Raw genomic sequence first — 24,002 nt, forward strand, 5'->3', positions numbered from 1 at the left:
AAGCTTGCCCATATGGCAGGCAGCTGTATTTTCGCATTTTTCCTGCAGATCTGGCCCCGTTGGCCCGTTCCTGCCGGCCGATTGCGGCGCGTCGGCAGATACCCGCCAGATTGCTACATACGGGGCTTTGCAATCTTGAAGATACCTCACAACTGTGAATTAACGATATCATCGGGATAGCAATAAGCTATCCGAAAAATCCACCAGCTATCCCAATCCCCTCCTGCGCCGGACCAGTGCCCAATGATCAGCCGTCAAGCTTCCGGATCTGAAATCGTCGTCGACTCCGGACCCTGCGTGACCGGCTATTCGGCGATCCTGCCCGGGGCCGACGGGCTCGACGCGGTCTGGGAGATCCTGCGCGACGGCCGCTGCACGATCTCGGAGATGCCCGAAGATCGCTGGAACGCGTTGCGCTGGCTGTCGCCGGAACCGGGGCTGGCCGGGCACAGCTATACCCGCCGCGCCGGTATCGTCGCCGGCGCCTTCGATTTCGACGCGGGCTGCTTCGGCATCACGCCCCGCGAGGCCGAGCAGATGGACCCGCAGCAGCGGCTGCTGATCGAGGTGACGGCGCGGGCCTTCGATCACGCCGGCATCGACCCGGCCACGGTCGCGCCCGACCGCGTGGGCGTCTTTGTCGGGGCCTCGTCGCTCGACCATTCCACGGTGATGCTGCAGGACCCGGAAATGGCCGGCCCGCAATACATGCTGGGCAATACCGGCTCGATCCTCGCCAACCGGATCGCGCATCTGTGGAACCTGCAAGGCCCCAGCTACATCGTCGACACCGCCTGTTCCTCGGGGCTGTTCGCGCTGGATCACGCCCGCCGCGCCATCGCTTCGGGCCAGATCGACATGGCCATCGTCGGGGCCGTCAACCTGCTTCTGTCGCCGATGCCCTTCGTCGGCTTCTCGCAGGCGGGCATGTTGTCGCCGCAGGGGCTCTGCCGGGCCTTCGCCAAAGGCGCCGACGGCTATGTCCGCAGCGAAGGCGCGGTCGCTTTCGTGCTCGAGCGGCTGGACAGCGCGCAGGCGGCCGGGCGCCGGGTGCGCTCGGTCCTGGTCTCGACCGCCGTCAATTCCGCCGGGCGCACCCCCGGCATCGCGCTCCCCTCGGCAGACCGGCAGGCGGCGCTGATCGAGGCGGCGCTGACCGAGGGCGGATACGACCCAGAGACGCTGGCCTTCGTCGAGGCGCATGGCACCGGCACCGCCGTCGGCGACCCGCGCGAGGCCGACGCCATCGGCCGGGTCTATGGGCGCCGTCGCGCCCTGCCGCTGCCGATCGGCTCGGCCAAGAGCAATTTCGGCCATCTCGAACCGGCCTCGGGACTTGTCGGCCTGCTGAAGGCACAGCTCGCGCTGGAACGGCAGATGATCCCCGCCACGCTGCATTGCGACGAGCCGAACCCGGAGATCGACTTCGCCGGGCTCAACCTCGATGTGGCGCGCTCGGCCCGGGCGCTGCCCGCCGCCGACAGGCCCTGGCTGGCGGCGATCAACTCCTTCGGCTTCGGCGGCGCGAATGCCCATGCGGTGATCCGCCAGCCCCGGCCCGACGAGAATGTGCCTGCCGCCACGGGCGAACTGCCGTCCGCGCTGCTGCTCTCGGCGGCCAGCGAGAACGCGCTGGCCGAGCTTGCCCGATCCTGGCGGACGCTGGCCGAGGCGGCGCCGGCCGATCTGGGCGCGCGCATCGCCACCGCGAACTGGCGCCGCGCCCGCCACCGCCACCGGCTCTGCCTCGCGGCGGGGCATGCGGAGGAGCTGGCCCAGGGGCTGGCCGACTGGCTTGAAGAGCCCCGGCAGGCGCCGCCCGGGGCGGTGGCAGAGACCGCCCTGCGCGACGCCCCCGTGGCCTTCGTCTATGCCGGAAACGGCGCCATGTGGGCCGGGGCCGCCCGGGTCCTGATCGAACGGGACTCCACCTTCCGGGCCGCCTTCGGCGACATCGCCGACGCCTTTGCCGAAGAGGGGATTGCGGGACTGACCGAGGCGCTGAGCGATCCCGGGCTCGAGGCCCGGCTCGGCGAGGCCGAGGTGGCGCAGCCGCTGACCTTCGCGATCCAGGTCGCCCTGACCGAGGCGCTGGCCTGTGCCGGGCTCAGGCCCGGCGCGGTGCTGGGCCATTCGATGGGAGAGGTCGCGGCGGCGATCGCGGCCGGACGGATCGACCGCCAAGACGGCATCCGCATCATCGCGCAACGTTCGCGCGCCTTCGAGCCCCTGCGCGGCAAGGGGGGCATGGCCGCTTTCGCCGCCTCCCGCGAGCAGATCGAGGCGCTGATCAAGGCCGAGGAGCTGGCCGCCGAGATCTCGGCCGAGAACGCCCCCGACAGCGTCACCGTCAGCGCCGGCGACGACGCGCTGAAGGCACTGATCCGCATCGCCCGCAAGCAGCGCATCGCCGGCCGGATCCTGCCGATTTCCTACCCCTATCATTCGGCCGCGGTCGAGACGCTGCGGCCCGCGCTGACCCGGGGCCTGGCCCGGATCGCGCCCCGCGATGGCGACGTGCCGTTCTATTCGGGCTGGGACGGCACCCGCTATGACGCCCCGCTCGACGGGGTCTACTGGTGGCGCAATGCCCGCCTGCCGGTCGCCTTCCGCGCCGGCGTGCAGGCGATGGCCGATGACGGCATCCGCGTGTTCCTGGAAATCTCGCCGCGCACGGTGCTGCGCAACTATCTGCGCGACACGCTGGCCGAACTCGATTGCGAGACCCGGGTTCTGGAAAGCCTCGACAGCGCCCGCGCCGAGGCGCGCGACGCCGGGACAATCGCCCGCGCGGTTCTGGCGGCAGGCGGCGCCGGCGATCGCGCCCGCATCCTCGGCCCCGAGCAGCCGGTGGCCGACGGACTGCCCGACTACCCCTTCGACCGCCAGACCTACCGGCTCGACAGCCCCGTCGCGACCGACATCTTCCACCGCCGCCCGCAACACCCGTTTCTCGGCGCGCGGCTCCGGCCGGACAGCAGCGAATGGCAGGGCGAAATCGCGCTGACGCGCAGCCCCTGGCTGGGCGATCACCGGGTCGGCGGACGCGTACTGCTGCCCGCCACAGCGATGGTCGAGATGTTCGCCCATGCCGGCTGCGAGATCCTGAAGGCCGGGGAGATCGAGCTTCGCGATGTCGAGTTCCTGCGCCCGCTAGAGCTGCCCGAGAAAGGTGTCGTGCCGATCCGGCTGGTGCATGAACCCACCTCCCGCCGGATGCGGATCGAGGCGGGCGGCGCGCGCAACTGGACGCCGGTGGCGGTCGCCCGGCTGTTCAGCGCGACCGCCACCCGGCCCGCGCCCGTGACCGCGCCCGAGGCGATGGGCGAGGCCGAGCCGCTTTATGCCGGGCTGCGGGCAACCGGGCTCGATTACGGTCCCGATTTCGCGCGTGTGACGGTCCTCGACCGCGACGGCACGGCGGTACGGACGGCACTGGCCCCGCGCGACGGGAGCGACGGGTTCCGCTTCGACCCGGCGCTGGCCGATGCCGGGCTGCATGGCGCCGTGCTGCTTTTTGGCGACCGGGATGGCGGCGGCCGGCTGAGGGTGCCCGCCCGGATCGCCAAGGTGCGCCTCTGCGGTCGTGGCCGGATCGTCTGTGCCCGGCTGACGGCGGCGGGCGGCTGGGACGAGAGCCTCGCCTTCGACACCGTTCTGGCCGACGCGACCGGCACCGCGCTTCTGTCTTTCGAGGGCATTCGGCTGCGGCCGCTGCCGGCCGGGGCCGCGGCCCCGCATGACTTCTGGGACGAACGGCTGGTCCCGCTGCCGGGCGACGGCGCCGCAACCGCCCTGCAGGCCGCCAAGGCGCTGTGCGGCACGGCCGGGAGCGCCAGCGATGCCGATGTGCTGCGCGCCGCTCTGGGCAGCCGCCTGGCCTGGAATCTGCTGGCCGGGGGCACCGCCCCATCCGACCCGCGCGAGAAGGCCGCCCGCCAATGGATGGTCGCGGCCGGACATGGCCAGAACCGCGATGGCCGCCCGCCCTACCTGCCGACCGATTGCCCCTGGCCCGCCGCCGATGAGCTGCTGACGATGTGGCCCGAAGTGGCGCCCACCGCCTCGGCCGAGCTGAAATCGGCGCTCGCCGCCGCGGCCGGAGAGGATCGTCCGGCCGACCCGCTGCCGCAGGCCGCGCGGACACTGGAAACCCTGCTGGAGGATGCCGCGCCGCTCGGCCGGATCGCGCTGACGGGCGCGTTGGATCTCGGCCTCGTCGCTGCGGCGCTGCGGGCGGGCGGTCATGTCACCGTCCTGGCCGAGGACGGCCAGGCACTCGACCGGCTGCGGGCGCGGCTCGATACGAGACTGCCGCTCCGGTTCCGGGCCCTTACGGAAACCGGCGAGGCCGATGCCGCCGATCTGGTGCTGGGCTGCTGCCTGTCGCAGGGCTTCGCGCAACGCGAAAGCGCCGGGCGGCTCGCGGCGCTGGTGGCACCGGGCGGCGCGCTGATCGCGGCAGAGGAGACACCCGACATCTTCGCGCTGATGACGCGGCGCCACCGCGATGCCGACGCGCTTGGCAGGCTCGAACATGCCCTGCATGCCGCGGGGCTCGATACCGCCAGCGCCCCTGCCCAGGGCTCCGAGGCGCTGAGGCTGATCCGTGCCACCCGCCCCGCGCGCCGCGCCGCGCCCAGGCCCGAGCTTCGGATCAGCGGCAGCGGCCCTCTGGCCGAGGCGCTGCGCGCGCTGCCTCAGGGCAGCGAAGCGGTGGTCGCCCTTCACTGTGCGGCCCCCGATGAGGACGATCCGCTGGCCGCGGCACGGCTCTTTCGCGCGCTTCCCGAGACCGACGGCACGCTCTGGCTTGCGGTCGCGGGCACCGGGCGCTGGGAAGAGCTGACCGGCTGGCGCCGGGTGGTGGCGAACGAGACCGGCCGCGACATCCGCCTGATCTGCGCCGCCCCCGGCGTCGGGGCCGACCGCATCGCAGCCCTGGCCGCGACCTCGCCCGAGACCGAGATCCGGCTCACCGCGACCGGCGCCGCAGCCCCCCGGGTGGTGCCGCTGCGGCCGCTCTCTTCCGAGACCGGTCCGCGCCGGCTGGTGGCCGGGCGCCGCGGCGTGGCGCTTGACGGGCTGACCTGGCAGACCCCGCCCGCGCGCGCCCTGCAGCCGACCGAGATCGAGATCGAGGCAGTGGCCTCGGGGCTCAATTTCCGCGACGTGATGTGGGCCCAGGGCCTGCTGCCGCCCGAGGCGCTCGAGGCCGGGTTCTCCGGTCCCTGCCTCGGCATGGAATGCGCGGGCACGGTGCTGCGCGCGGGCGTCCAGGCCGGGCTGAAGCCCGGCGACCGGGTGATCGCGATGGCACCGCATGCGATGGCCAGCCGGGTCATCACCCGGGCCGAGGCGGCCATGCCCCTGCCCGAAACGGTCGATCCCGAGGCCGCGGCCGGGCTGCCTGTGGTCTTCGTCACCGCCGATTACGCGTTGACCGAGGTGGCACGGCTCGCGCCCGGCGAAACGGTTCTGGTGCATGGCGGCGCAGGCGGCGTCGGGCTTGCCGCGCTGCAGGTCGCCCGGCGGCTGGGCGCGCGGGTCTTCGCAACCGCAGGCAGCCCGGCCAAGCGACGGCTGGTCGCGGCGATGGGCGCCGAGGCCGTGTTCGACAGCCGCAGCCTCGGCTTCGAGGATGCGGTGATGGCCGCAACCGGCGGGCGCGGGGTCGATGTGGTCCTGAACTCGCTGGCCGGCGAGGCGATGGAGCGCTCGCTGGCCTGTCTGGCGCCCTTCGGCCGTTTCATCGAGCTGGGCAAGCGCGATCTTTACGAGAACAACACCATCGCGCTGCACGCCATGCGCAACAATATCGCCTTTCACGCCGTCGATGCCGACCAGTTGCTGCTGCACCGGCCCGATGCGGCGCGGCGCACCCTGGCGCGGCTGCGCGACGCGTTTGCCGAGGGCGTCTATCAGCCGCTGCCGGTGACCGTCTACCCGGCCGAGGACGTGGCCGAGGCGATCCGCTCGATGCAGCGCGCGGCCCATGTCGGCAAGATCGTGCTGCGCGCGCCGCAAGAGCATGGCGCAGCCCGTCCGGCGGCCGCCCCGATCCGGGGCGGCTGGCTGGTGGTGGGCGGCACCCGCGGCTTCGGGCTTGAAACCGCGCGCTGGCTCGCGACGCAGGGGGCCGAGCATCTGTGGCTGATGAGCAAGAGCGGCACGGTCGCGCCCGGCACGCTTGACGGGCTCGGCGTACCGGCCGGGGCGCTGGCCTGCGACGTGACCGATGCCGACGCGCTCGAAGAGGCGCTGGCGCAGATCCGCGCGGCCGAGCAGCCCCTGCGCGGCGTGGTCCATGCCGCCGCGATCTTCGATGACGCGCTCATGGCCGATCTCGACGAGGCGCGGCTCTCGGCGGTGCTGATGCCGAAGCTCATAGGCGGGCAAAGACTCGACCAGCTGACGCGCGACGATGCGCTCGATCATTTCTGGGTCTTCAGTTCCATCGCTGCACGCTTCGGCAACCCGGCACAGGCACCCTATGTGGCCGCCAACCGGGCACTTGAAGGCCTTGCCCGGACCCGGCGCGAGGCCGGGCTGCCGGGGCTTGCAATCGCCTGGGGACCGATTGCCGATGCGGGCTATCTGGCGCGCGAAACGGCGCTGCGCGAGGCCCTGGCCCGGCGCCTGCCGCCGATGACCACCGCGGCCGCGCTGGACCGGCTGGGCCGGGCGCTGGCGGTCGGGGCCTGTGGACCGACCCTGACCGTCGCGCCGATGGAGTGGTCGCGGATGGCGGGTACGCTGCCGGTGCTGGACACGCCGCTCTTCGAGCTGATCGACATCCGCGCCAGCGCCACCGGCCCCGGTCTCTTCGACCTCGACGAGCTCTTGCGCAGCAAGGGGCCGAAGGAGGCGCGCAAGGTCTTGACCCGGCTTCTGGTCGAAGAGGCCGCACAACTGATGCGCGCGGCGCCGGGCGATATCGATCCGCGCCAGCCGCTGGAGCTGATGGGCTTCGACAGCCTGATGGCGATCAATCTGCGCATGGCCATCGAGGAGCGGCTGGGCGCACAGGTGCCGGTGATGTCGATCGACGAGGGGCTGACGCTGGCCGGGCTTGTCAACCGGATCATCGAGACGGGCGGCGCGCCCGGAACTGCCCCCGGAACTGCGGCCGGGGACACCGTGGTCGAAGAGATGGCCCGTCGCCACCTGGCCGAGGGCACACTGGGAGAAGAACACCTTGAGCAGATCCGCACCCTCGCCCAGCACGGCACAGGAGGCCGCTGAGATGCCCGGTACACGCGACACGCTCGACCGTCTGCGCGCCCTTCATGTCGGCCCGCCGCGCAATGTGACGGCCCCGAAACCGGCCGGACCCGGATCGGGCCGGGCCGATTTCACCACCCTTCCGGCCTATCGCCAGGTCGCCGTGGCACAAAGCGCGGCGCGCGCGCTCGAGATCGAGAACCCGTTCTTCCGCGAAACGGAAGCCTTCGAGGGGACGCGGGTCCGAATCGGCGCGCGCTGGGTCGAGAATTTCTCGGGCTATGACTATCTTTCGATCAATGACGATCCGCGGCTTGCCGCGGCCGTTGGCACGGCGGTGGCCGAATTCGGGGTCTCGGCGCGGGCCTCGCGACTGGTCGGCGGCGATCTCAGCCTGCACCGGCGACTGGAAACCGGGCTGGCCCGCTTTCTCGGGACCGAGGCGGCGGTCGCCACCGTCTCGGGCCATGCCACCAACCTGGCCGCGATCCGCACCCTGACCGGCCCGGGCGATGTGGTTCTGGTCGACAGCTTTGCCCATAACTCGGTCTTCGAGGGGCTGCGCGCCTCTGGCGCCGATCATGTCTCGCTGCCCCATAACGACAGCGCCTGGCTTGAGGACTGGCTGTCGCGCAACCGCGAGCGCTATGACCGCGTGCTGATCGTGATCGAGGGGCTCTACTCGATGGATGGCGACATTCCCGATCTGGCCGCGCTGGTCCGGATCAAGGACCGCTTCGAAGCCTGGCTGATGGTCGATGAAGCGCATTCGGTGGGCGTGCTGGGCGAGACCGGCCGCGGCCTCTGCGAAGAGGCCGGGATCGCGCCCGGCCGGGTCGACCTGCTGATGGGCACGCTGTCGAAGACCTTCTGTTCCTGCGGCGGCTTCCTTGCCGGATCGGAAGCGGTGATCGAGATCCTGCGCCATACCGCGCCGGGTTTCGTCTATTCGGTGGGGCTGTCCGTGCCCAACACCGCCGCGGCGCTGAGCGCGCTCGAGATCCTCGAGGCCGAACCCGAACGGGTGGCCCGGCTGAAGGCGCGTTCGGAGAGGTTTCAGGCGGCGGCCGAAGCGGCGGGGCTTGATTGCGGGCTCGGACGGGGCTTTGCCGTGGTGCCGCTGATCGTGGGCGACAGCCTGAAGGCGACGCTGGCCTCGAACAAGGTCTTCGAGGACGGGTTCCAGGCCTTTCCGATCATCGCGCCCGCGGTGCCGAACCAGAAGGCGCGGCTGCGCTTCTTCATCAATGCGGACCATTCCGAAGAGGCAATCGACGCCGCCGTGGCCTCGGCCGCGGCCCGGATCCGGGAGGTCGGCGGTGTCCGGTTCTGAGCCCGCCCTAGCGGTCCGCCGCCTCGTCCGGATCGGGCAGGATCTCGGCCCGGTAACGGGCCATGATCCGGTCGGCCAGCGGTGCGGGCAACCGTTCGCCGAGCCAGGCGCCGATAATCAGCGGCAGCGGAAAGGCGATGGTACTTCGCCCGCGCCCGAGCCCGCGCGCGACGATCCGCGCCGCGCGGTCAGGCGACATAAGCATAGGCGCGGGGCCCTTCTGGCGATCGGTCATCGGCGTGTCCATGAAGCCCGGAATGACGGTCGTGACCCCGACGCCGCTGCCCGCAAGGCTGCGCCTCAGGGCGGTGGCATAGGCCTGCAACCCCGCCTTGGTGGCGCTGTAGGACAAGAGATCGCCATGCGGCGCGAGCGCGGCCAGCGAGCCGACGATGGCGATCCGGCCCCGGCGCCGCGCGCGCATCGCGGGCAGCAGCGCCTGCACCGCATGGATCGTCGCGGTCAGGTTGACGGCAATCACCCGCTCGGCCTGGGCCGCGGGCTCGATGCCGCCGCGATTGCCGGTCTTCACCCCGGCATTGGCGATCAGCAGATCGACCGGATGCGCCGCATCGAACTCCTGCAGACAGCGGGTCAGTGCGGCGGTCCCGGTCAGCGGCACGGCGGCGATCTGAACCTCGGCGCCACGCGCGCGGGCGGCCTCGGCGGCCACCGCCAGCCGCCCCGCGTCGCGCCCCATCAGCAGCATCCGGCGGCCAGGGGCGGCCAGTTCGGCCGCCAGCGCCCGGCCAAGCCCGCCGCTCGCGCCGGTCAGCACCACGGAACGGATCGGATCGGTCATTGCGGTCTCTCCCCGGCGATGAAGCGGGCCAGCGCCTGGGCGCCCCGCTGCGCGTCGGGCCCGTCGAAGGCGCCCGGCACATGGTAGTCGTAGCGCAGAAAGCGGCGGAACCGCGCGGCCTCGGCCGGATCCGGGCGCAGGGGCGCTGCCCAGAACGCATCGAGCCCGTCCGGATCGGTCAGCCCCGGCAGGTCATAGATGGCGCGGCCCAGCACCTTGACCGGCACCCCGGCAAGCAGCGCCGACAGCCCCACCGTGCTGTTGATGGTGACGATGCCCGCAAGCTTCGGGTAAAGCGCCTCGACCCGCCCTCCCGTAAAGACCGCGACGCGGTCGCCGATCCCCGCCACCCGGGCCAGCCGCTCGGCACGACGGTCCCAGCGCCGGAGCCCGTTATCGAGCGGATGTTCCTTGACCGCCAGCAGCGCCCCGGCCGGGGCATGGGCGGCGAAAGAGGCCATGACCGCCGCCAGCTCCTCCTCCTGGCTGCGGCCGGTGCCGTGGTCGCGGAGCTGGAAATCGGTATCGAGCTGCAGCGGCACCAGGAAGACCGACCCGGAATGGGCGCCGATCCGCGCCAGCGCCGCTCCGGTCTGCCGGGCCCGGGACCGCGCCCGCAGCGCCTTGAGGGTCCAACCGCGCCATTCGGCCCAGGGGCTGTCGAGCGCATAATGCCGGTAGCGGGGATAGAAGACCGGGCAGAGCAGCACATTGGCCAGGTGATAGGCGACGTCATAGGCGGCATAGCGCAGGAACGAGCCCGGCGCGGGGTCGGACGCGGGCAGGTCGCGTCGCGTGTCTGTGGTAGCGGCAAAGGCGGCCGGGATCGCCGAGCGGCCGCCGGTGCCCCAGGCTTCGACCGAGATCAGTCCGGGGCGCAGATAGCCCTGCTCGATCACCCATGGCGTGATTCCGCCGACAGCCTTTGCCACCGAAACAGCGTTAACATGATATTTACGTCCGTCCCCAAGCATCACGAGGTCCGTCGGCCTTTCCTCTGCGACAATGGCGGCGAAGGCCTCGGCGAAGCGGTCTGCCGCCCCGCGGCAGGCAATGTAGCGACCGCATCCGGACGGCCAGTACAGCCGGTCGCCGGGCGCCACCCCGACACGCAGGACCTCGGCGCCAAGCGCGCGGCAGGCCAGTGCAAGCTTACCGAAAAACGACGACGAGGGTCCCTGAAGGAAGAGGATCCTCCGGCCAGTCAGCGGAAAACGGGACCGAGACATTGACGCATTTCCCAAGCCAGTTCGTCGCACCCAGAAGCCTGACGCCGCAAAAGCACGCGCGGGTTGTGGCATTCGATCCCCCCGCATGCAAGGGTCGCGTGTTCCTGATGCTGCAGGGCCATCCCTCCGGGTTCTGGCGCGATCTCGCCGCCGGGCTCGAGGCTGACGGCCACCGCGTGATCAAGGTCAATTTCGGTCTTGCCGACCGCATCTTCTGGGGCCTCCGCCCGGCCATCGACTTCCAGGGCGGGCTGAAACGCTGGCGCCGCTTCGTGTTCCGTCTGATCGAACGCGAGGGCGTCACCGACATCCTCTACTATGCCGACCGCCTGCCCTATCACGCCATCGCGCTGGAGGAAGGCCGCAGGCTGCGCCGCCGCTGCTGGGCGATCGAATTCGGCTATCTGCGCCCCGACTGGCTGACGCTCGAACCCGAGGGCATGGGCGCGCTGTCGACCTTTCCCCGGACCAGACCCGAGATCGAGGCCCTGGCCGAGGGCGTCGAGGCCCCCGACATGCGCAACCTCTATCCCTTCGGCTTCGGGGTCGAGGCGTTCAACGAGGTCAGCTTCGCGCTGTTGCAAAGCTTCGGACGGCCATTCTATCCGCTGCATGTGTCGGATCGCCCCAACTGGCCCGCAATCGAATATCTGAGCTGGCTGCCCGAGCTGATGCGCCGGCGTCGCCGCGAGCGGGCGGCCCGGACGCTGACAGCGAGGCTCGCCAGAGATGCCACGCCCTTCAACCTGATCGCGATGCAGCTCGAGGTCGATTACCAGATCCGCGCCTCGTCGCCTTATCCCGACCTGATCTCCTTTCTCGACGAGACGCTGGCCTCCTTCGCCGCCCATGCCCCGGCCGACCGGCATCTGGTGGTCAAGATCCATCCGCTCGACAGCGGGCTCGGCCGCTGGTTCTCGCGGATCCCGAAGCTGGCCTGTCGCCATCGCCTTGACGGACGGGTCCATGTGATCCGCGGCGGCGATCTCGGGGCGTTGCTCAAGGGGTCGAAGGGGGTGGCGCTGGTCAATTCGACGGTCGGCATCCATGCGCTGCGGATGGGCATTCCGGTCTGCGCCATGGGCCAGGCGGTCTATGGCCTGCCGGGCCTGACCCATCACCAGGGCATCGACCGCTTCTGGACCGCGCCCGAGCCGGTCGATGCGGACTATTTCCACAGCTTCGAACGGGCGCTGTCGACGATCCAGATCAAGGGCTCGTTCTACAATGCCGATGGCCGCGCCGCCGCGATCGAGCAAATGCGCCGCCGCTTCATCCTCTGACCCTGCCCAGCCGCCGGGAAGGGAAGTGCCACCGCAGAACGGACCGGCCCCCAGGGCAGGCCTGCGGTCGCCCGCTCAGGCGCGCTTCTTCAGATCGGCCCGCGCAAAAGCGAGGAAGTCATCCTCCGAGAGCGGGTAGGAGAAAAGATATCCCTGAAAGACGTTGCAGCCGATGCTGCGCAGGATCCTGGCCTGTTCCTCGGTTTCCACCCCCTCGGCCACGGTGGCGATGCCCAGCGTCTCGGCGATCTCGATGATGGCCCGCACCAGATTGCGTGAGCGCATGTCGCAGGCCACCGGGCGCACGATCCGGCGATCGATCTTCAGCGCCTGGGGCGCGATCTCCATCACTCCGATGATCGAGGCATGACCCGAGCCGAAATCGTCGATCTCGATGTCGATCCCGGCCTCGCGGATCTGATCGAGATGGAACCGGAAGGCATCGCTTTCCTCCTCGACAAGGATCGATTCCAGCAATTCGAAGGTGACCCTGGTGCCGCCGCCGCCCATCGAGCGCGCCAGCGAGACCACGTCGGGATCATGCATCCGGCCCGAACTGACATTGAAGCTGATCTTGGGCAGAACCAGCCCCTGGCTCTGCCAGCGCTCCAGCGCGGAACGCGCCTTGCGCATCATGATCCGGTCGATCTCGGGCACGATCCGAAGCTGCTCGGCGACATGCATGAAGTCGTTCGGGCAGAGCAGGCCCTTTTCGGGATGACGCCAGCGCAGAAGCGTCTCGGCCCCGACCAGATGCCCGTCCTCGGCCGCGATCTGGGGCTGGAAGAAGGGCACGAATTCGTCCCGCTCCAGCGCCTCGTGCAGTTCCACGGCGATGCGGCGGTCGTTGAGGATGTTCCGATGCAGATCGGCGGTAAAAAACTCCATCCGGTTGCGCCCGCCGGCCTTGGCCCGGTACAGCGCGGCATCGGCGAAAAGCTGCAGCTCGGCCCCCATCTCGCTGACATCCCCGGTATGGGCGATGCCGAAGCTCGCGCCGAACCGGCAAAGCCGCCCCTCATAGGTCAGCGGCCGGCTCAGCACCTTCTGAACCCGTTCGACCACCTCGCGCGCATTGTCCTGATCCATCCCCGCACCGAGCAGGATCGAGAACTCGTCGCCCCCGATGCGGGCGACGAAATCGACCGAGCGCAGCACCCGGCGCAGCACCTCGGCCACCCGGATCAGCACCCGGTCCCCGGCCTCATGGCCCAGCGTGTCGTTGACATATTTGAAATGGTCGAGGTCGATCCGGATCAGCACGCAGTCGCGCGGCCCCTGCCCCGCCCGCGCCGCCTCGATCCGGGCGTTCAGCACCCGGTCGTAAAACCGCCGGTTGGGCAATCCGGTCAGACCGTCATGCAGCGCCTGCCGCTCGTTCTCGGCCCGCATCTCCTCGGCCAGCTGATGGGCCTGACGAAGCTCGGCCTCGCGCTGGACATCGCCGGTGACGTCATGCAGCGCTCCGGCCCAGAGGATGGTGCCGTCCTCCTGACGACGCGGCGCCGAGGCCCCCGACAGCCAGATCAGCCCGCGCTCCGGATGGCGGATCCGGAACCGCTGGCTCCAGAGCGTGAGATCGCGGGCGCTGTCCTCGATACTGTCGAGCACACCCGGCAGATCCTCGGGATCGACCCGCAGCAGGACATCGCCGCCGCGCCTGTCTAACTCTTCGCGGGTGAGGCCCATGATGTCCTCGAATTTGGGCGTGGTATAGGGGAAATCGATGCTGCCATCGGGCTGGCGTCGGAATTCGTAAAGCCCGACCGGCGCGATCATTGCCACCGAACTCAGCCGCTCATGGGCACGACGCACCTCCTCGGCCGCGTCAGAGGCGCGGCGCTCGGCCTCCAGACGGTCGGTGATGTCGAAGACATTGCCATACCAGACCACGGCCCCGTCCTCGCGCGAGAAGGGCAGAGACGCGACCAGCAGCCAGCGGAAGCCGCCCTCGGGCCGGCAGACCCGCAGCCGCATCTCGAAGGGCGTCAGCCCGCGTCGCGAGGTCGAGATCGCCTGACGCAGGGCATGGATGTGCTCGGGATCGACCCGGGTCATGAGCGCGCGGGCATCGGTCTCGATGTCCGCCCGGCTCAGCCCCATCAGGCCGGGCAGCTTGGCGCTGAAGTAAGGCAGGTCGAACTGGCCGCCCGACGAAATGCGAAAGACGAAAAGGGCGCCGGGGGCGTTGTCGGCCAGGGTGTTCAGCCGCTCGCTGGCAAGCCGGGCGACCTCGGCCGCCTCGGCCAGGCGGCGTTCGTTCTCCTTGACGTGGTCGATGCTGACCAGCGCGCCGGCGATCAGGTCGGGTTGCCCCGCAGCCGACCGGCGGACCCGCCGCGCAACCGCGCGGTACCAGTGATACGAGCCATCCGCATGCAACAGCCGGTGTTCATGGGCATAGGTCTCGGAGCGCCCGTCCAGCAGGTCGTGCATCAGGGCCACCGCCTCGGCGCAGTCCTCGGCGTGGATGAGGCCGCGCCAGCAGCCGTTCCGGTGCGGAAAGGCCCCCGGCGCATAGCCCAGAAGGCCATAGGTGCCATCGGGGATCCAGCCCTCGCCGGTGGCCGGACAGACCACCCAATGCGCAATCCCGCTGCACAGCGCCGATGTGCGCAGCATCTCCTCGCGGGTCTGGGACTCGATCCGGGCGGTTTCGGCGGCAACCAGCGCCTCGGAAAGCCGCGTCTCGTTCTGCTTCTGCCGGTCGATGCAGGTATGGGCGCCCGCGACCAGCAGCGGCAATCCCTCGCCGGACCGGTCGATCATCCGGGCGACGGTGCGATACCAGTGATACGACCCGTCCTTGTGGCGAAGCCGCTGATCGCGGTCATAGACCTCGGCCCGGCCTTCCGTCACCGCCCGCATGGCCGCAGTCGCCGCCGGAAGGTCGTCGGGATGACAGAGCGCACGCCAGCCGGCATCGTCGGGCACGAATTCGCCCGGCGCATAGCCGAGAAGCTGAAACCCCTCATCCGTCATCCAGGCCTCGCCCCGCGCGGCGCAGATCGACCAGGCGCCCATCTCGCCGCAAATCGCGGCCGTGCGCAGCATCTGCTCGCTCGCCCGCGCCTCGTTCCGCGCCGTTTCGGCGGCGGCCAGAGCCTCGGCCAGCCGCGCCTCGTTCGCCTTGAGCGCGGTAACCTCGGTCAGCGTGCCGCAGATCATGTCGGGCAGCCCCGAAGCGTCCCGGTCGAGCCAGCGCGCCTTCGAGGAGACCCAGCACCACCCGCCATCGCCGCGCCGAACCCTGAACTCGACCGAGATCGACTCGAGCTGGTGCCGGTAAAGCGCATCGACCCGGCCCAGCGCCTCGGGGGCGTCCTCGGAATGGATCAGCTCACGGAACTCGGCGGCGGTGAAGCGGCGGCCGGGGGGATAGCCCAGCATCGCGGCCAGGTGATCGTCGGCCCGAAACAGCCCGTGCGAGGGAACCGCGTGCCAAGGAACGACATTGCTGTATTCGGTCGACACCCGGAGGATCGTGGCCTGCAACTGCTGCTTGACCCGCGCCGCCTCGGCCTCGTCGCGGGCCTGGCGCGCGACCTCCAGGGCATGGGCAAGATCCTGTTCATAGGTCTTGCGGGGGGTGATGTCGCGGCTGATGCCGCAGATCAGCGGCGGCAGGCCGACCTCGGTCATCGATACCATCCGGGCGGTGGTCTCGAACCAGCGCCAGGTCCCGTCTGCGGCGCGCAGGCGGCAATCGATATGCATCAGCTCGGACGCGCCTGAGACCAGCGCATCCATCGCAAGGCGGGCCGCCTCGGCATCCTCGGGATGGACCAGATCGCGAAACCCGCTGCGACTGGTATCGAGGGCGCCGTGCGCGTATCCCAGCGTCCTCAGGCAGGCCTCGTCCAGCCAGTAGGTCCCGACGACCGGATCGAAAGTCCAGTGCCCGAACCCCGCACCTTCGGCGGCGATCCGTATGATGCCTTCGGTCTTCGCCGCCTCCGTGCGGACAAGCCGCGCCTCGAAAAGCGCGTGCTGCAGTTGCGCCTCATGGGCCTTGTGATGGGTCACATCCGAGAGCACGCCGCAGAAGACCGGCCGCAGCCCAGGCCCCGGCTCGATCCGGCTGCTGGTCGCCTCCACCCAGAGATAGCGGCCATCGCGGTGCCGCAGACGGCAGTCGATCCGGATACTCGCTTCCTGGCCCCGGATCAGCTGCGTGACCACGGCGCGCATGGCCGGACGGTCCTCGGGATGAACCCGCGCCCGAAGCCAGGCCGAAGAGATCTCGCCCCCATCAGGGGGATGCCCCAGCATCGCCAGCAGGCCGTCGGCGACCCAGAACCGGCCGCAATCCGGGTCGAAAGACCATTCGGCCAGGCCGGCAGCCTCGGCCGCGCGCTGCAACACCGCCCGGTGGCGCGACAGACAGGGCCGCTGCCCTGCGAGGTCAGCCGACCAGGCGGCGCCGGGCTTCGAGGATATAACCGGGTCGACCTGCACCAGCACCGCCTCGCCCTGCTTTCCTGCCAGCGCGGTGAGACTGCAATCGAGCAGGCGCAGCGCTCCGCCTCCGGTCACGAAACAGCCGCGGAAGCGGAGCCGGGCCGCGCCGTCGCGCCCGATCCCGGCGCGGGCGCGACGAAGCCGCCCGACCTGGCGCGCGGCCAGCAAGGCCGTGTCGCCAAGCCCGGCCCAGTCCCCGACCGGGCGCTCGAGCAGCGCGGCAGCGGCAGCGTTCGCCGCCAGCACGGTGCCGTCGCGCGCGGTTGCCCAGGCGGGGGCTGCCATCAGCGCGACCAGATCGGCCAGATCACCGGAGAAAGGCGCAGACGCCTCCTTCGGCTTGCCCCGGGCGCGTCGGCTCATGCCACCCCCCGCCCGCGTCGCAGACTGGCTTTCGCCAGCCCGGCGATGACCTCGGCCTGCCCCGGACGGCCGAGATAGAAGCCCTGCGCCTCAACGCAGCCCTCCGCCGTGACCGAAGCCAGCTGTTCGGCCGTTTCGATCCCCTCGGCCGTGACGGCGATATCGAGGCTCGCACAAAGCGAACAGACCGCGCGCACAATGGCCGCGGCGCTTGGATCGTTCTCCAGTTCGCGCACGAAGGAGGCATCGATCTTGACCTTGTCCAGCGGCAGCACCCGCAGGTAGCGCAACGAGGAATAGCCGGTCCCGAAATCGTCGAGCGCGATCCGCACCCCCATCTTGTGCAGCGCGTCGAGGGTCCCGAGCGTCTCTGGCCCCTGATTGAGCAACACGCCCTCGGTGATCTCGACCTCGAGCCTGCGCGGGTCGAGCCCCGACGCCGCCAGCGCGGCACGCACATCCTCGATCACCCCGACACGATGGACCTGGACCGGCGAAAGGTTGACCGCGACCCTCAGATGGGAAGGCCAGGTCGCGGCATCGGCGCAGGCCATTTCCAGCGCGCGGGCCCCGAGCGGAACGATCAGGCCCAGTTCTTCGGCCATCGGCACGAATTCGGCGGGCGGCACCCGGCCACGCACCGGATCGATCCAGCGCATCAGCGCCTCGGCCCCGACCAGCTCGCCCGAGGCGATGTCGAAGAGCGGCTGGTATTCCATCACGAACGCGTCGCTCAGCACGGCCTTTCGCAGGTCCTGTTCGAGCTTGTGCAAGGCGCGCTGCCGCTCGCTCATGTCGGGATCGAAGAACTGGCACCGGCCCCGGCCCGCCGCCTTCACCGCGTAAAGCGCGAGATCGGCACTTTTCAGGACATCGGCAGTGCAGGCGCCATCGCCCGGAGCAAGCGCGATGCCGACGCTGCCACCGATGCGCACGGTGTTTCCCTCGATCTCGAAGGGCGAGGACAGCAGCGCGATGATCCGCTCGCCAAGCCCGCGCGCGCCCTCCGGCTGCACACAGCCACGCTGGATCACCGCGAATTCGTCGCCGCCGAAACGGGCCACGGTATCGGCATCGCGCACGGCCCAGCTGAGCCGCGCCGCCACCTGCCGCAGCAAAGCGTCACCGATGCTGTGGCCCAGCGTGTCGTTGACATTCTTGAACCGGTCGAGGTCGATGAACAGGACCGCAGCCGGACACTCGGCCCCGGCCTCGGCGATCGCGCGATCGATCTCTTCGCTGAAGGCGCGCCGGTTGGGCAAGCCGGTCAACGGGTCATGGCGCGCCAGGTGACGGATATTGGCTTCGTGGCTGACCCGTTCGGTGATGTCCTCGGCGATCATCATCCAGCCATCGGGCGTGGGCTGGATGATGACCGAGACGCTCCCGCCCGCCCGCAATTGCCAGGTGCCGGTCGTCTGATCGCCCCGGGCCACCTTGGCGGCGATGCCGGCGGCGAACGCGCCGGCCCCCTGCCGCCCCGTATCGACCCGTGCGGCCAGCCGGTCGAGCAGATCGCGCTGGGCAATGCCGGGGACGCAATCGCCGGGGGAGAGGTCGAAGATCTCGGCCAGGGCCCGGTTCGAGACGGCGACCCGGCCCAGCTTGTCGATCATGCACAGACCGAGCGGCATGTTGCGCACCGATGCCGCGAGGATCTCACGCTGCAATTCCAGATCGGCGGCAAGGGCGCGGGTCGCCAGCACACTGTCGTGAAACGCCGCAGCAGCCTCGGCGAGAATGCCGATTTCATCGGTCCGGCCCGGCAGAACCGGCAGAATGGCGGTGTCTTCTCCCCGGGTCAGCCGCCGCATCGCCGCGCTGATCGCGAGGAGTGGCCGACTGACCCTGCACGTCACCCAGCGCATCGCCATAAGCGCCGCCCCGAGCCCGGCCAGAAGCGCCCCGAGGGTCAGGGCACGGGCGCGTTGCCAGCCGCGCTCGACCGCGGCCGAGATCTCGGCCGCTTCCGCCCGGACGACCTCGATCAGGTCGTTCACACTGCGCCGGGCATCGGCCTCGGCCACGCGGACACCGGTCTGCATCGCGGCCTCGGCCTCGGCCAGGGCGCCGCGTTCGTAAAGCAGACCGACCCCGTCGAGTGCGGCCAGATATTCCAGCCAGGCCGCCTTCAGCGATTGTTCGATCGCCTGGGCGCGCGGCCCGATCCGGAGCCGGTCGAGCCCTTCGATGCCGGCCAGAAACCGCGCGGCGGCGCGGCGCATTTCACGGTCGATCTCTGCGGCCTGCCTGAAATCCGTGACCTGCACCCGACGACGCGCCAGAAGCGCATGGGCGTCGAGCGCGATCTCTATCTCGTTGACCGCCAGCAGTTCTGGAAGGGCCACATCGCGCATCTTGAGCGAGACCGCGGTCACCGCCCCGATCTGGCCGAGGCTGAGGGCCCCGAGCGCGAGGATCAGCGTCAGGAAGGCGGCCGCAGCAAGCCCGAGCCCGTTCAGGATGCTGCTTTCACCGCCGCGCAGGGCCGATGCCGGCCGGCCGCCTCCTGCGTCGCTGTCGCGTGACCGCTGCGTCGCGGACTGTTCCAGGTCGTTCTCCATCTATTGCAGGAAGCTCAGATGGCGCCACGTCCGGCGGTCGGCGCGAAACTTCGCGAGCGACGCGTAGACCCGGGCAAAATTCGGATTGAGCCGGGATTCCTCGGCCACGACCGCCCACCAGGCGGATTCGAAGGCCACCAGCATCGCGGCCGGCCAGCGACGCAGCTCGACCCCTTCGGCCGCGATTGCCCGCAATGCCTGCGCCTGCAACGCCTCCCCCTCGGCGAGGCTTTGCATGACCATATCGCCGCAGCCCGCCTCAAGGATTGCCTTGTGATGGTCCGGAAGCTCGGACCAGACCGATTGCGGGATATAGAGATTGACCGTGGCCAGAGGCTGATGCCAGCCGGGAAAATAATAATATTTCAGAAGTTTATGCAATCCGAGCCGCGCATCTATCGCCGGAAGCGAGAATTCCGCCGCATCTATCCTGCCGGTTTCGAGCGCCTCGAAAAGCTGCTCGGGTCCGACAGCGACAACCTCGGCGCCGAAGCGCTGCATCACCTTGGCCCCGAGACCGAAGAACCGCATCCGCATTCCGGCGAGATCGTCCACCGACGTCATCTCGTGCGGGAACCATCCCGATGCTTCGGACGGAATGACGCCGCAGAGGATATTGTGAACGTCATAGGCACGGTACAATTCGCGCGCGATTTCGCGCCCACCACCGTAGAGATACCAGGCCAGATACTCGTCGATCGTGGGACCGAAGGGCATGCTTGCAAGCAGACCGAAGGCACTGTCGCGTTCCGTATACCATTCGGCGGCCGCGAGGGCGCCGTCCAGGGCACCACGGTTCATCGCGGCGATGGTATCGAGCGCCGGAGCGGCCGCACTCGGCGAGGTGATCGACAGCAGCAATGTATCCCCCGACATCCTCTCGACATGTTCGGCCAGATCCAGCGCCGTGCGGCCGAGCACCGGCATGTTGACGGGAAAGAACGAGCCGATCCGGAGATGCACCGGCCCGGGCATGCCGCCTTGCAGGTCGCCCGACACCGCGCCGGTCGGCTGCGCCCCGGCCGGACCGGGCGCCAGCACCGCCCCGAGCAGCAGACCCAGAGCGCACAGGGCTGACAGCACCGGTCGCAAGGGCATCGGGACTGGCGGAAGGGGGTTGGGCATCGCTCTCTCCAGACATGTCGTCCCTTTCCTGACGCAGGGTCAACAACGGCTCGAATTTGGGCATCAGGACTGAAAGCGTCCTTAAGGGAAACGGTGTCCTGCCTGTGGCCAAGCCCGGCCAATATTGCGGTTTTCGTTCAAAAGAGAGCTATCGAGTGACCGTGAACGAATCGAAAACATCTGTTGCGCCGCGACGGGCAGGCTCACCCCGCTTCGGCGAGCGCGAACGAAACCGCGGCTCGCACGTTGAGGGCGGGGGAAGACCGGGCGCGCGGCGCGGGCCGGAAACCGCCCCTTCACCGCGGCAGCCAAGAGGACCCCATGGCCCAACCCGAAGAGTTTTCGCAAGACAGTGCAGGCGCGATGCAGGAGACGCCGGTTTCGGCGGTTCTCGACGCCGTCGATCAGGCGGCGCAGGGCGACCGGCTGTCCGTCAGGCGCATGTTCGAAGCGCTGGGATCGGTCTCGTTCCTGCCGCTGCTGCTGGCCCCGGCGCTTGCCGTGGTCTCGCCGCTGAGCGGCATTCCCGGGTTTTCGAGCCTCTGCGGGATCAGCATCGCGCTGATCGCCGGACAGATGCTTGTCCGGCGCCGCCATCTCTGGGCGCCCGGCTGGCTGATGCGGCGCGAGATCCGTGCCGACCGCGCCCGTTCGGCCGTCGGCTGGCTGCGCCGCCCGGTGGGCTGGCTGGAATGGGCGGCGCGGCCGCGGCTGAAATTTCTGGTCACGCCGCCGCTGGTGGTCCTGCTCCAGCTACTTTGCCTCTTCGCCGGCCTGGCGATGCCGTTTCTGGAACTGGTGCCGTTCAGCTCGTCGCTGCTGGGCATGGCCGTGGTCATCCTGTCGGTGGCGATGCTGGCACGCGACGGGCTTCTGGCCCTGATCGGCATGGCGCCGTTCGCAGGCGCGCTCGCCGTGATCGTCGGGGTGCTGGAATGGGGATGAGGACCGGACGCCCCGAACCGGGGATGGCTGCCCTGCCCGCAGCAAAAAGGCGTCCGGAGCAGACCGGACGCCTCTGGCAGAAACGAAAGGCGGGCCTGGGCCCGCCTTTCGTCGGTCAGTTCTGAGCCTCGCGCGCCTCTTGCGAAATCGCGCCACCGGCCGATTGGATATCCTTGCCTGCGCCCTCGACGGTCTCGCAGGCAGCAACACCGAGAAGGGCGGCGGCGGACAGGCAGAAAACAACGATACGGGTCATGGAACCTCCTGTGTCAATCATGGCAGCTCAACGCCCCGGCCGCGTTCAGGTTCCCTCGGAAACGCCGCCGGATGCGGCTTCTTCCTCCGCCTCGGCGTCGTCCTCCTCGGGCGAGGCCCCCATCGGGGCAAAGGTCACATGAAGCTCGTAGCGATCGGGTTCGGAATGCACCTCGAATTCGGCATCGAGCTGAGCCGCGAAGGAGGAGATGAGCTGCCGGCCCATGCCCGAACTGTCCGCGACGCTGCCATTCACCGGGCCCGGATCGGGCTCCTCGCTGCGGGAATTGACCACGCTGAGGCAGATCCGCCCGTCCTCGAGCGTCTGCAGCGCCATGGTGATCCATGCCGGCTCGCCGTCGGGCGGCGTCCCGCAATACTTGACGGCATTGATCGCGGCCTCGGTCGCAAGAAGCGACAGCGGGACCGACTGATCGGGATTGACCTCGACGGGGCTGAACTGGGTGGCGATCTTGACGCTCTTCTCGGCGCCACCGATATCGCTGACCACGACCAGCTGGCGGATGATGTCGTCGAGCAGCCTGTCGGCGCGAACCATCGACAGCTTGCGGGCCATGTAGAGATAGCGGTGGATCGCGGCAAGCGCCATCACCCGGTCCTGCACCCGCTTCAGAAGGCGCCGCGCCTCGGCGCTGCGGGCATTGCGGATCTGCATGTTCATCAGCGAGGTGATGAGCTGGAGGTTGTTCTTGACCCGGTGATGAACCTCTTTCAGCAGGATCGTCTTCTCGGCCAGATCCTCCTCGAGCGCGCGGTCCTGTTCGGCCAGGCGCCGGGTCATGCTGCGGAAGGCCTCGGCGACGACTTCGAGCTCATGCGGGGCGTGATCGAGCCGGGCCTGGCCGAAATCGGTATGTCCGCTGGCATAGAGCCGCATCCAGCTCTGCAGCCGCTGGATGTGACGGATCACCAGCCGGTGCACGGCGAAATAGGCAACGACGATACCCGCCACCCACATCAGGATCGGAAAATAGAGCGCCAATGCCCGACCTGTCATCGGCATCGAGTTGTTGCGGTCGGGCGCCCAGCTTCCCATCACGAAAATGCGGTCGTCGATGACCGGAACCACGGCGAAATCGCGGGTCTCGCCAAGCCGGTTGGTGCCGCGGAAGGACTGCCGTCCCGCCTCGGCGAGCGCCTCGAGGCTATGCTGGCGCGGCAGCACCTCTTCGAAATTGTCGGGCGGCGCGCCCTCGTCCCGCGTGGCCGCCTCGGCGGTGAGGAATTCGCCATCGCGGTCGAACACCAGAAGATCGACCTCGGCCCCGCCGTCATCGAGCGTGTAATAGGCCGCGGCATAGGGCATCGAGATCACCACGAAGCCCTGCAGGACCGTCTCCTCGTAGACCGGCACGCTCACCCGCACGACCCGGGCGCCCTGCAGCGGGACGCTGAACCGGGTATCGACCCGGGGCTCCGGATCGCGCAGCAGATTGAGGAAATAGGCCTGATCGACGATGCTGAGACGTTCGCCGCTCGACGAGCAGGTGATGCTGCCATCGGGCTCGACGAAACCGGCGAACAGATAGGTAGGGTTGTCCTTGACCAGCCGCGCCATCACCGCGTCGCAGGAAATGCCGCCGCCCTCGAACACCACATTGGCCGCGGCAACCGAGCGGGCCGCGCCGAAGGCCTCCTGGATCAGCGCCTGGGTCCGCACCGCGGCGCGCTGGGTCCGGTCCATGAGCGCCACGCCCGAAAGCCGTTCTGTCTCGTGCAGGACCTTCGAGGTCTGCGACACCGAGATCAGCCCCAGCGGCAGCATGGCGACGGTCAGGGCACCGATCAGCCAGAGCGCCAGGCTCTTGGTCAGACGGCGCGTCGAAATGCGCGCCTTGAGAGTATCGGTCATGCAGGTCGCTTGGAGGAAAGACCGGCCAGCGTCACCGCATCGGTCATCGCCAGATCATCGTCATCGTTCAGATGCATCAGCTCGGCCAGCCGCACCCGGGCCCTGTTGACCCGGCTCTTGATGGTGCCCACGGCACAGCCACAGGTCGCGGCGGCCTCCTCGTAGGAGAAGCCTTCGGCGCCGACCAGGATCAGCGCCTCGCGCTGCTCGTCGGGCAGCTTGACGAAGGCGACCTTGAAGTCCTCCAGCGCAAGCCGGCCGTCGTGATGCGGTTTTTCCGACAGATGCGCGGCAAGCGCGCCATCCGGGTCTTCGACCTCGCGACGCCGCTTGCGATGCATCGAATAATAGGTGTTGCGCAGGATCGTGAACAGCCAGGCCCTCAGGTTCGTACCGGGCTCGAACTTGTCGAAATTGCTCCAGGCCTTGACGATCGCATCCTGCACCAGGTCATCGGCCGTCGCCGAATTGCGCGTCAGGCTGAGAGCAAAGGCCCGCATCGCCGGAAGATGCGTCACCAAGTCTTCCCGGGGGTCCGAAGCCAC

Annotated in this window: 12 protein-coding genes; 4 read left to right on the forward strand and 8 right to left on the reverse strand. The window is 69.4% G+C overall.

The genetic code is table 11. The annotated features are described in order from the left end of the window. Positions 1–297: 297 nt before the first annotated feature. Together B5V46_RS14945 and B5V46_RS14950 are read left to right on the forward strand one after the other, a co-directional pair. A complete protein-coding gene (locus B5V46_RS14945; protein ID WP_196774263.1) occupies positions 298–7,245 on the forward strand; it encodes a type I polyketide synthase in 6,948 nt (2,315 codons plus the stop codon). A gap of 1 nt (position 7,246) precedes the next feature. Continuing rightward, complete coding sequence (locus tag B5V46_RS14950) at positions 7,247–8,557, forward strand: aminotransferase class I/II-fold pyridoxal phosphate-dependent enzyme (RefSeq protein ID WP_080617337.1); 1,311 nt, start codon at positions 7,247–7,249, stop codon at positions 8,555–8,557. Between the two features lie 7 nt (positions 8,558–8,564). On the opposite strand, the gene B5V46_RS14955 is transcribed toward B5V46_RS14950, so the two are convergent. Beyond that, positions 8,565–9,359, reverse strand: a complete 795-nt coding sequence (locus tag B5V46_RS14955; protein ID WP_080617338.1) for an SDR family oxidoreductase — start codon at positions 9,357–9,359, stop codon at positions 8,565–8,567. Next, complete coding sequence (locus tag B5V46_RS14960) at positions 9,356–10,675, reverse strand: capsule biosynthesis protein (RefSeq protein WP_080617339.1); 1,320 nt, start codon at positions 10,673–10,675, stop codon at positions 9,356–9,358. The genes B5V46_RS14955 and B5V46_RS14960 overlap by 4 nt, the downstream gene beginning before the upstream one ends. Positions 10,676–10,695: 20 nt before the next feature. On the opposite strand from B5V46_RS14960, the gene B5V46_RS14965 reads away from it, so the two are divergent. Then, the gene (locus B5V46_RS14965) at positions 10,696–11,871 is read left to right on the forward strand and encodes a capsule biosynthesis protein (RefSeq protein ID WP_080617340.1); all 1,176 of its coding nucleotides are present in this window, start codon (positions 10,696–10,698) and stop codon (positions 11,869–11,871) included. Between the two features lie 75 nt (positions 11,872–11,946). Here the strand turns inward: B5V46_RS14965 and B5V46_RS14970 are convergent, their stop codons facing one another. From B5V46_RS14970 to B5V46_RS14980, 3 genes are read right to left on the reverse strand one after another with little or no spacing between them, the layout of a single operon-like run. Beyond that, positions 11,947–16,695 (reverse strand): PAS domain-containing protein, encoded by a 4,749-nt coding sequence (locus tag B5V46_RS14970; protein WP_080617341.1) that lies wholly within the window; start codon positions 16,693–16,695, stop codon positions 11,947–11,949. After that, on the reverse strand, positions 16,692–19,259 hold the full coding sequence (locus B5V46_RS14975; RefSeq protein WP_080617342.1) for an EAL domain-containing protein: 2,568 nt from the start codon (positions 19,257–19,259) through the stop codon (positions 16,692–16,694). Before B5V46_RS14975 ends, B5V46_RS14970 begins: the two co-directional genes overlap by 4 nt. Continuing rightward, the gene (locus B5V46_RS14980; RefSeq protein WP_196774265.1) at positions 19,260–20,357 is read right to left on the reverse strand and encodes a TRAP transporter substrate-binding protein; all 1,098 of its coding nucleotides are present in this window, start codon (positions 20,355–20,357) and stop codon (positions 19,260–19,262) included. Positions 20,358–20,705: 348 nt separating this feature from the next. Between B5V46_RS14980 and B5V46_RS14985 the strand changes: the two genes are divergently transcribed. After that, positions 20,706–21,329, forward strand: coding sequence for an exopolysaccharide biosynthesis protein (locus tag B5V46_RS14985; protein WP_231119140.1), 624 nt, complete (start codon positions 20,706–20,708; stop codon positions 21,327–21,329). Between the two features lie 115 nt (positions 21,330–21,444). On the opposite strand, the gene B5V46_RS14990 is transcribed toward B5V46_RS14985, so the two are convergent. Genes B5V46_RS14990 through B5V46_RS15000 form a run of 3 tightly spaced genes read right to left on the reverse strand, consistent with a single transcriptional unit; the run spans position 21,445 to position 24,002 of the window. Beyond that, the gene (locus B5V46_RS14990; protein ID WP_075783052.1) at positions 21,445–21,585 is read right to left on the reverse strand and encodes an entericidin A/B family lipoprotein; all 141 of its coding nucleotides are present in this window, start codon (positions 21,583–21,585) and stop codon (positions 21,445–21,447) included. 45 nt (positions 21,586–21,630) lie between these two features. Further along, the gene (locus tag B5V46_RS14995) at positions 21,631–23,457 is read right to left on the reverse strand and encodes a sensor histidine kinase (protein ID WP_080617344.1); all 1,827 of its coding nucleotides are present in this window, start codon (positions 23,455–23,457) and stop codon (positions 21,631–21,633) included. Then, a complete protein-coding gene (locus B5V46_RS15000) occupies positions 23,454–24,002 on the reverse strand; it encodes an RNA polymerase sigma factor (protein ID WP_080618078.1) in 549 nt (182 codons plus the stop codon). The genes B5V46_RS14995 and B5V46_RS15000 overlap by 4 nt, the downstream gene beginning before the upstream one ends.

It is taken from the genome of Rhodovulum sp. MB263, from assembly GCF_002073975.1.
Taxonomy (GTDB): Bacteria; Pseudomonadota; Alphaproteobacteria; order Rhodobacterales; family Rhodobacteraceae; genus Rhodovulum.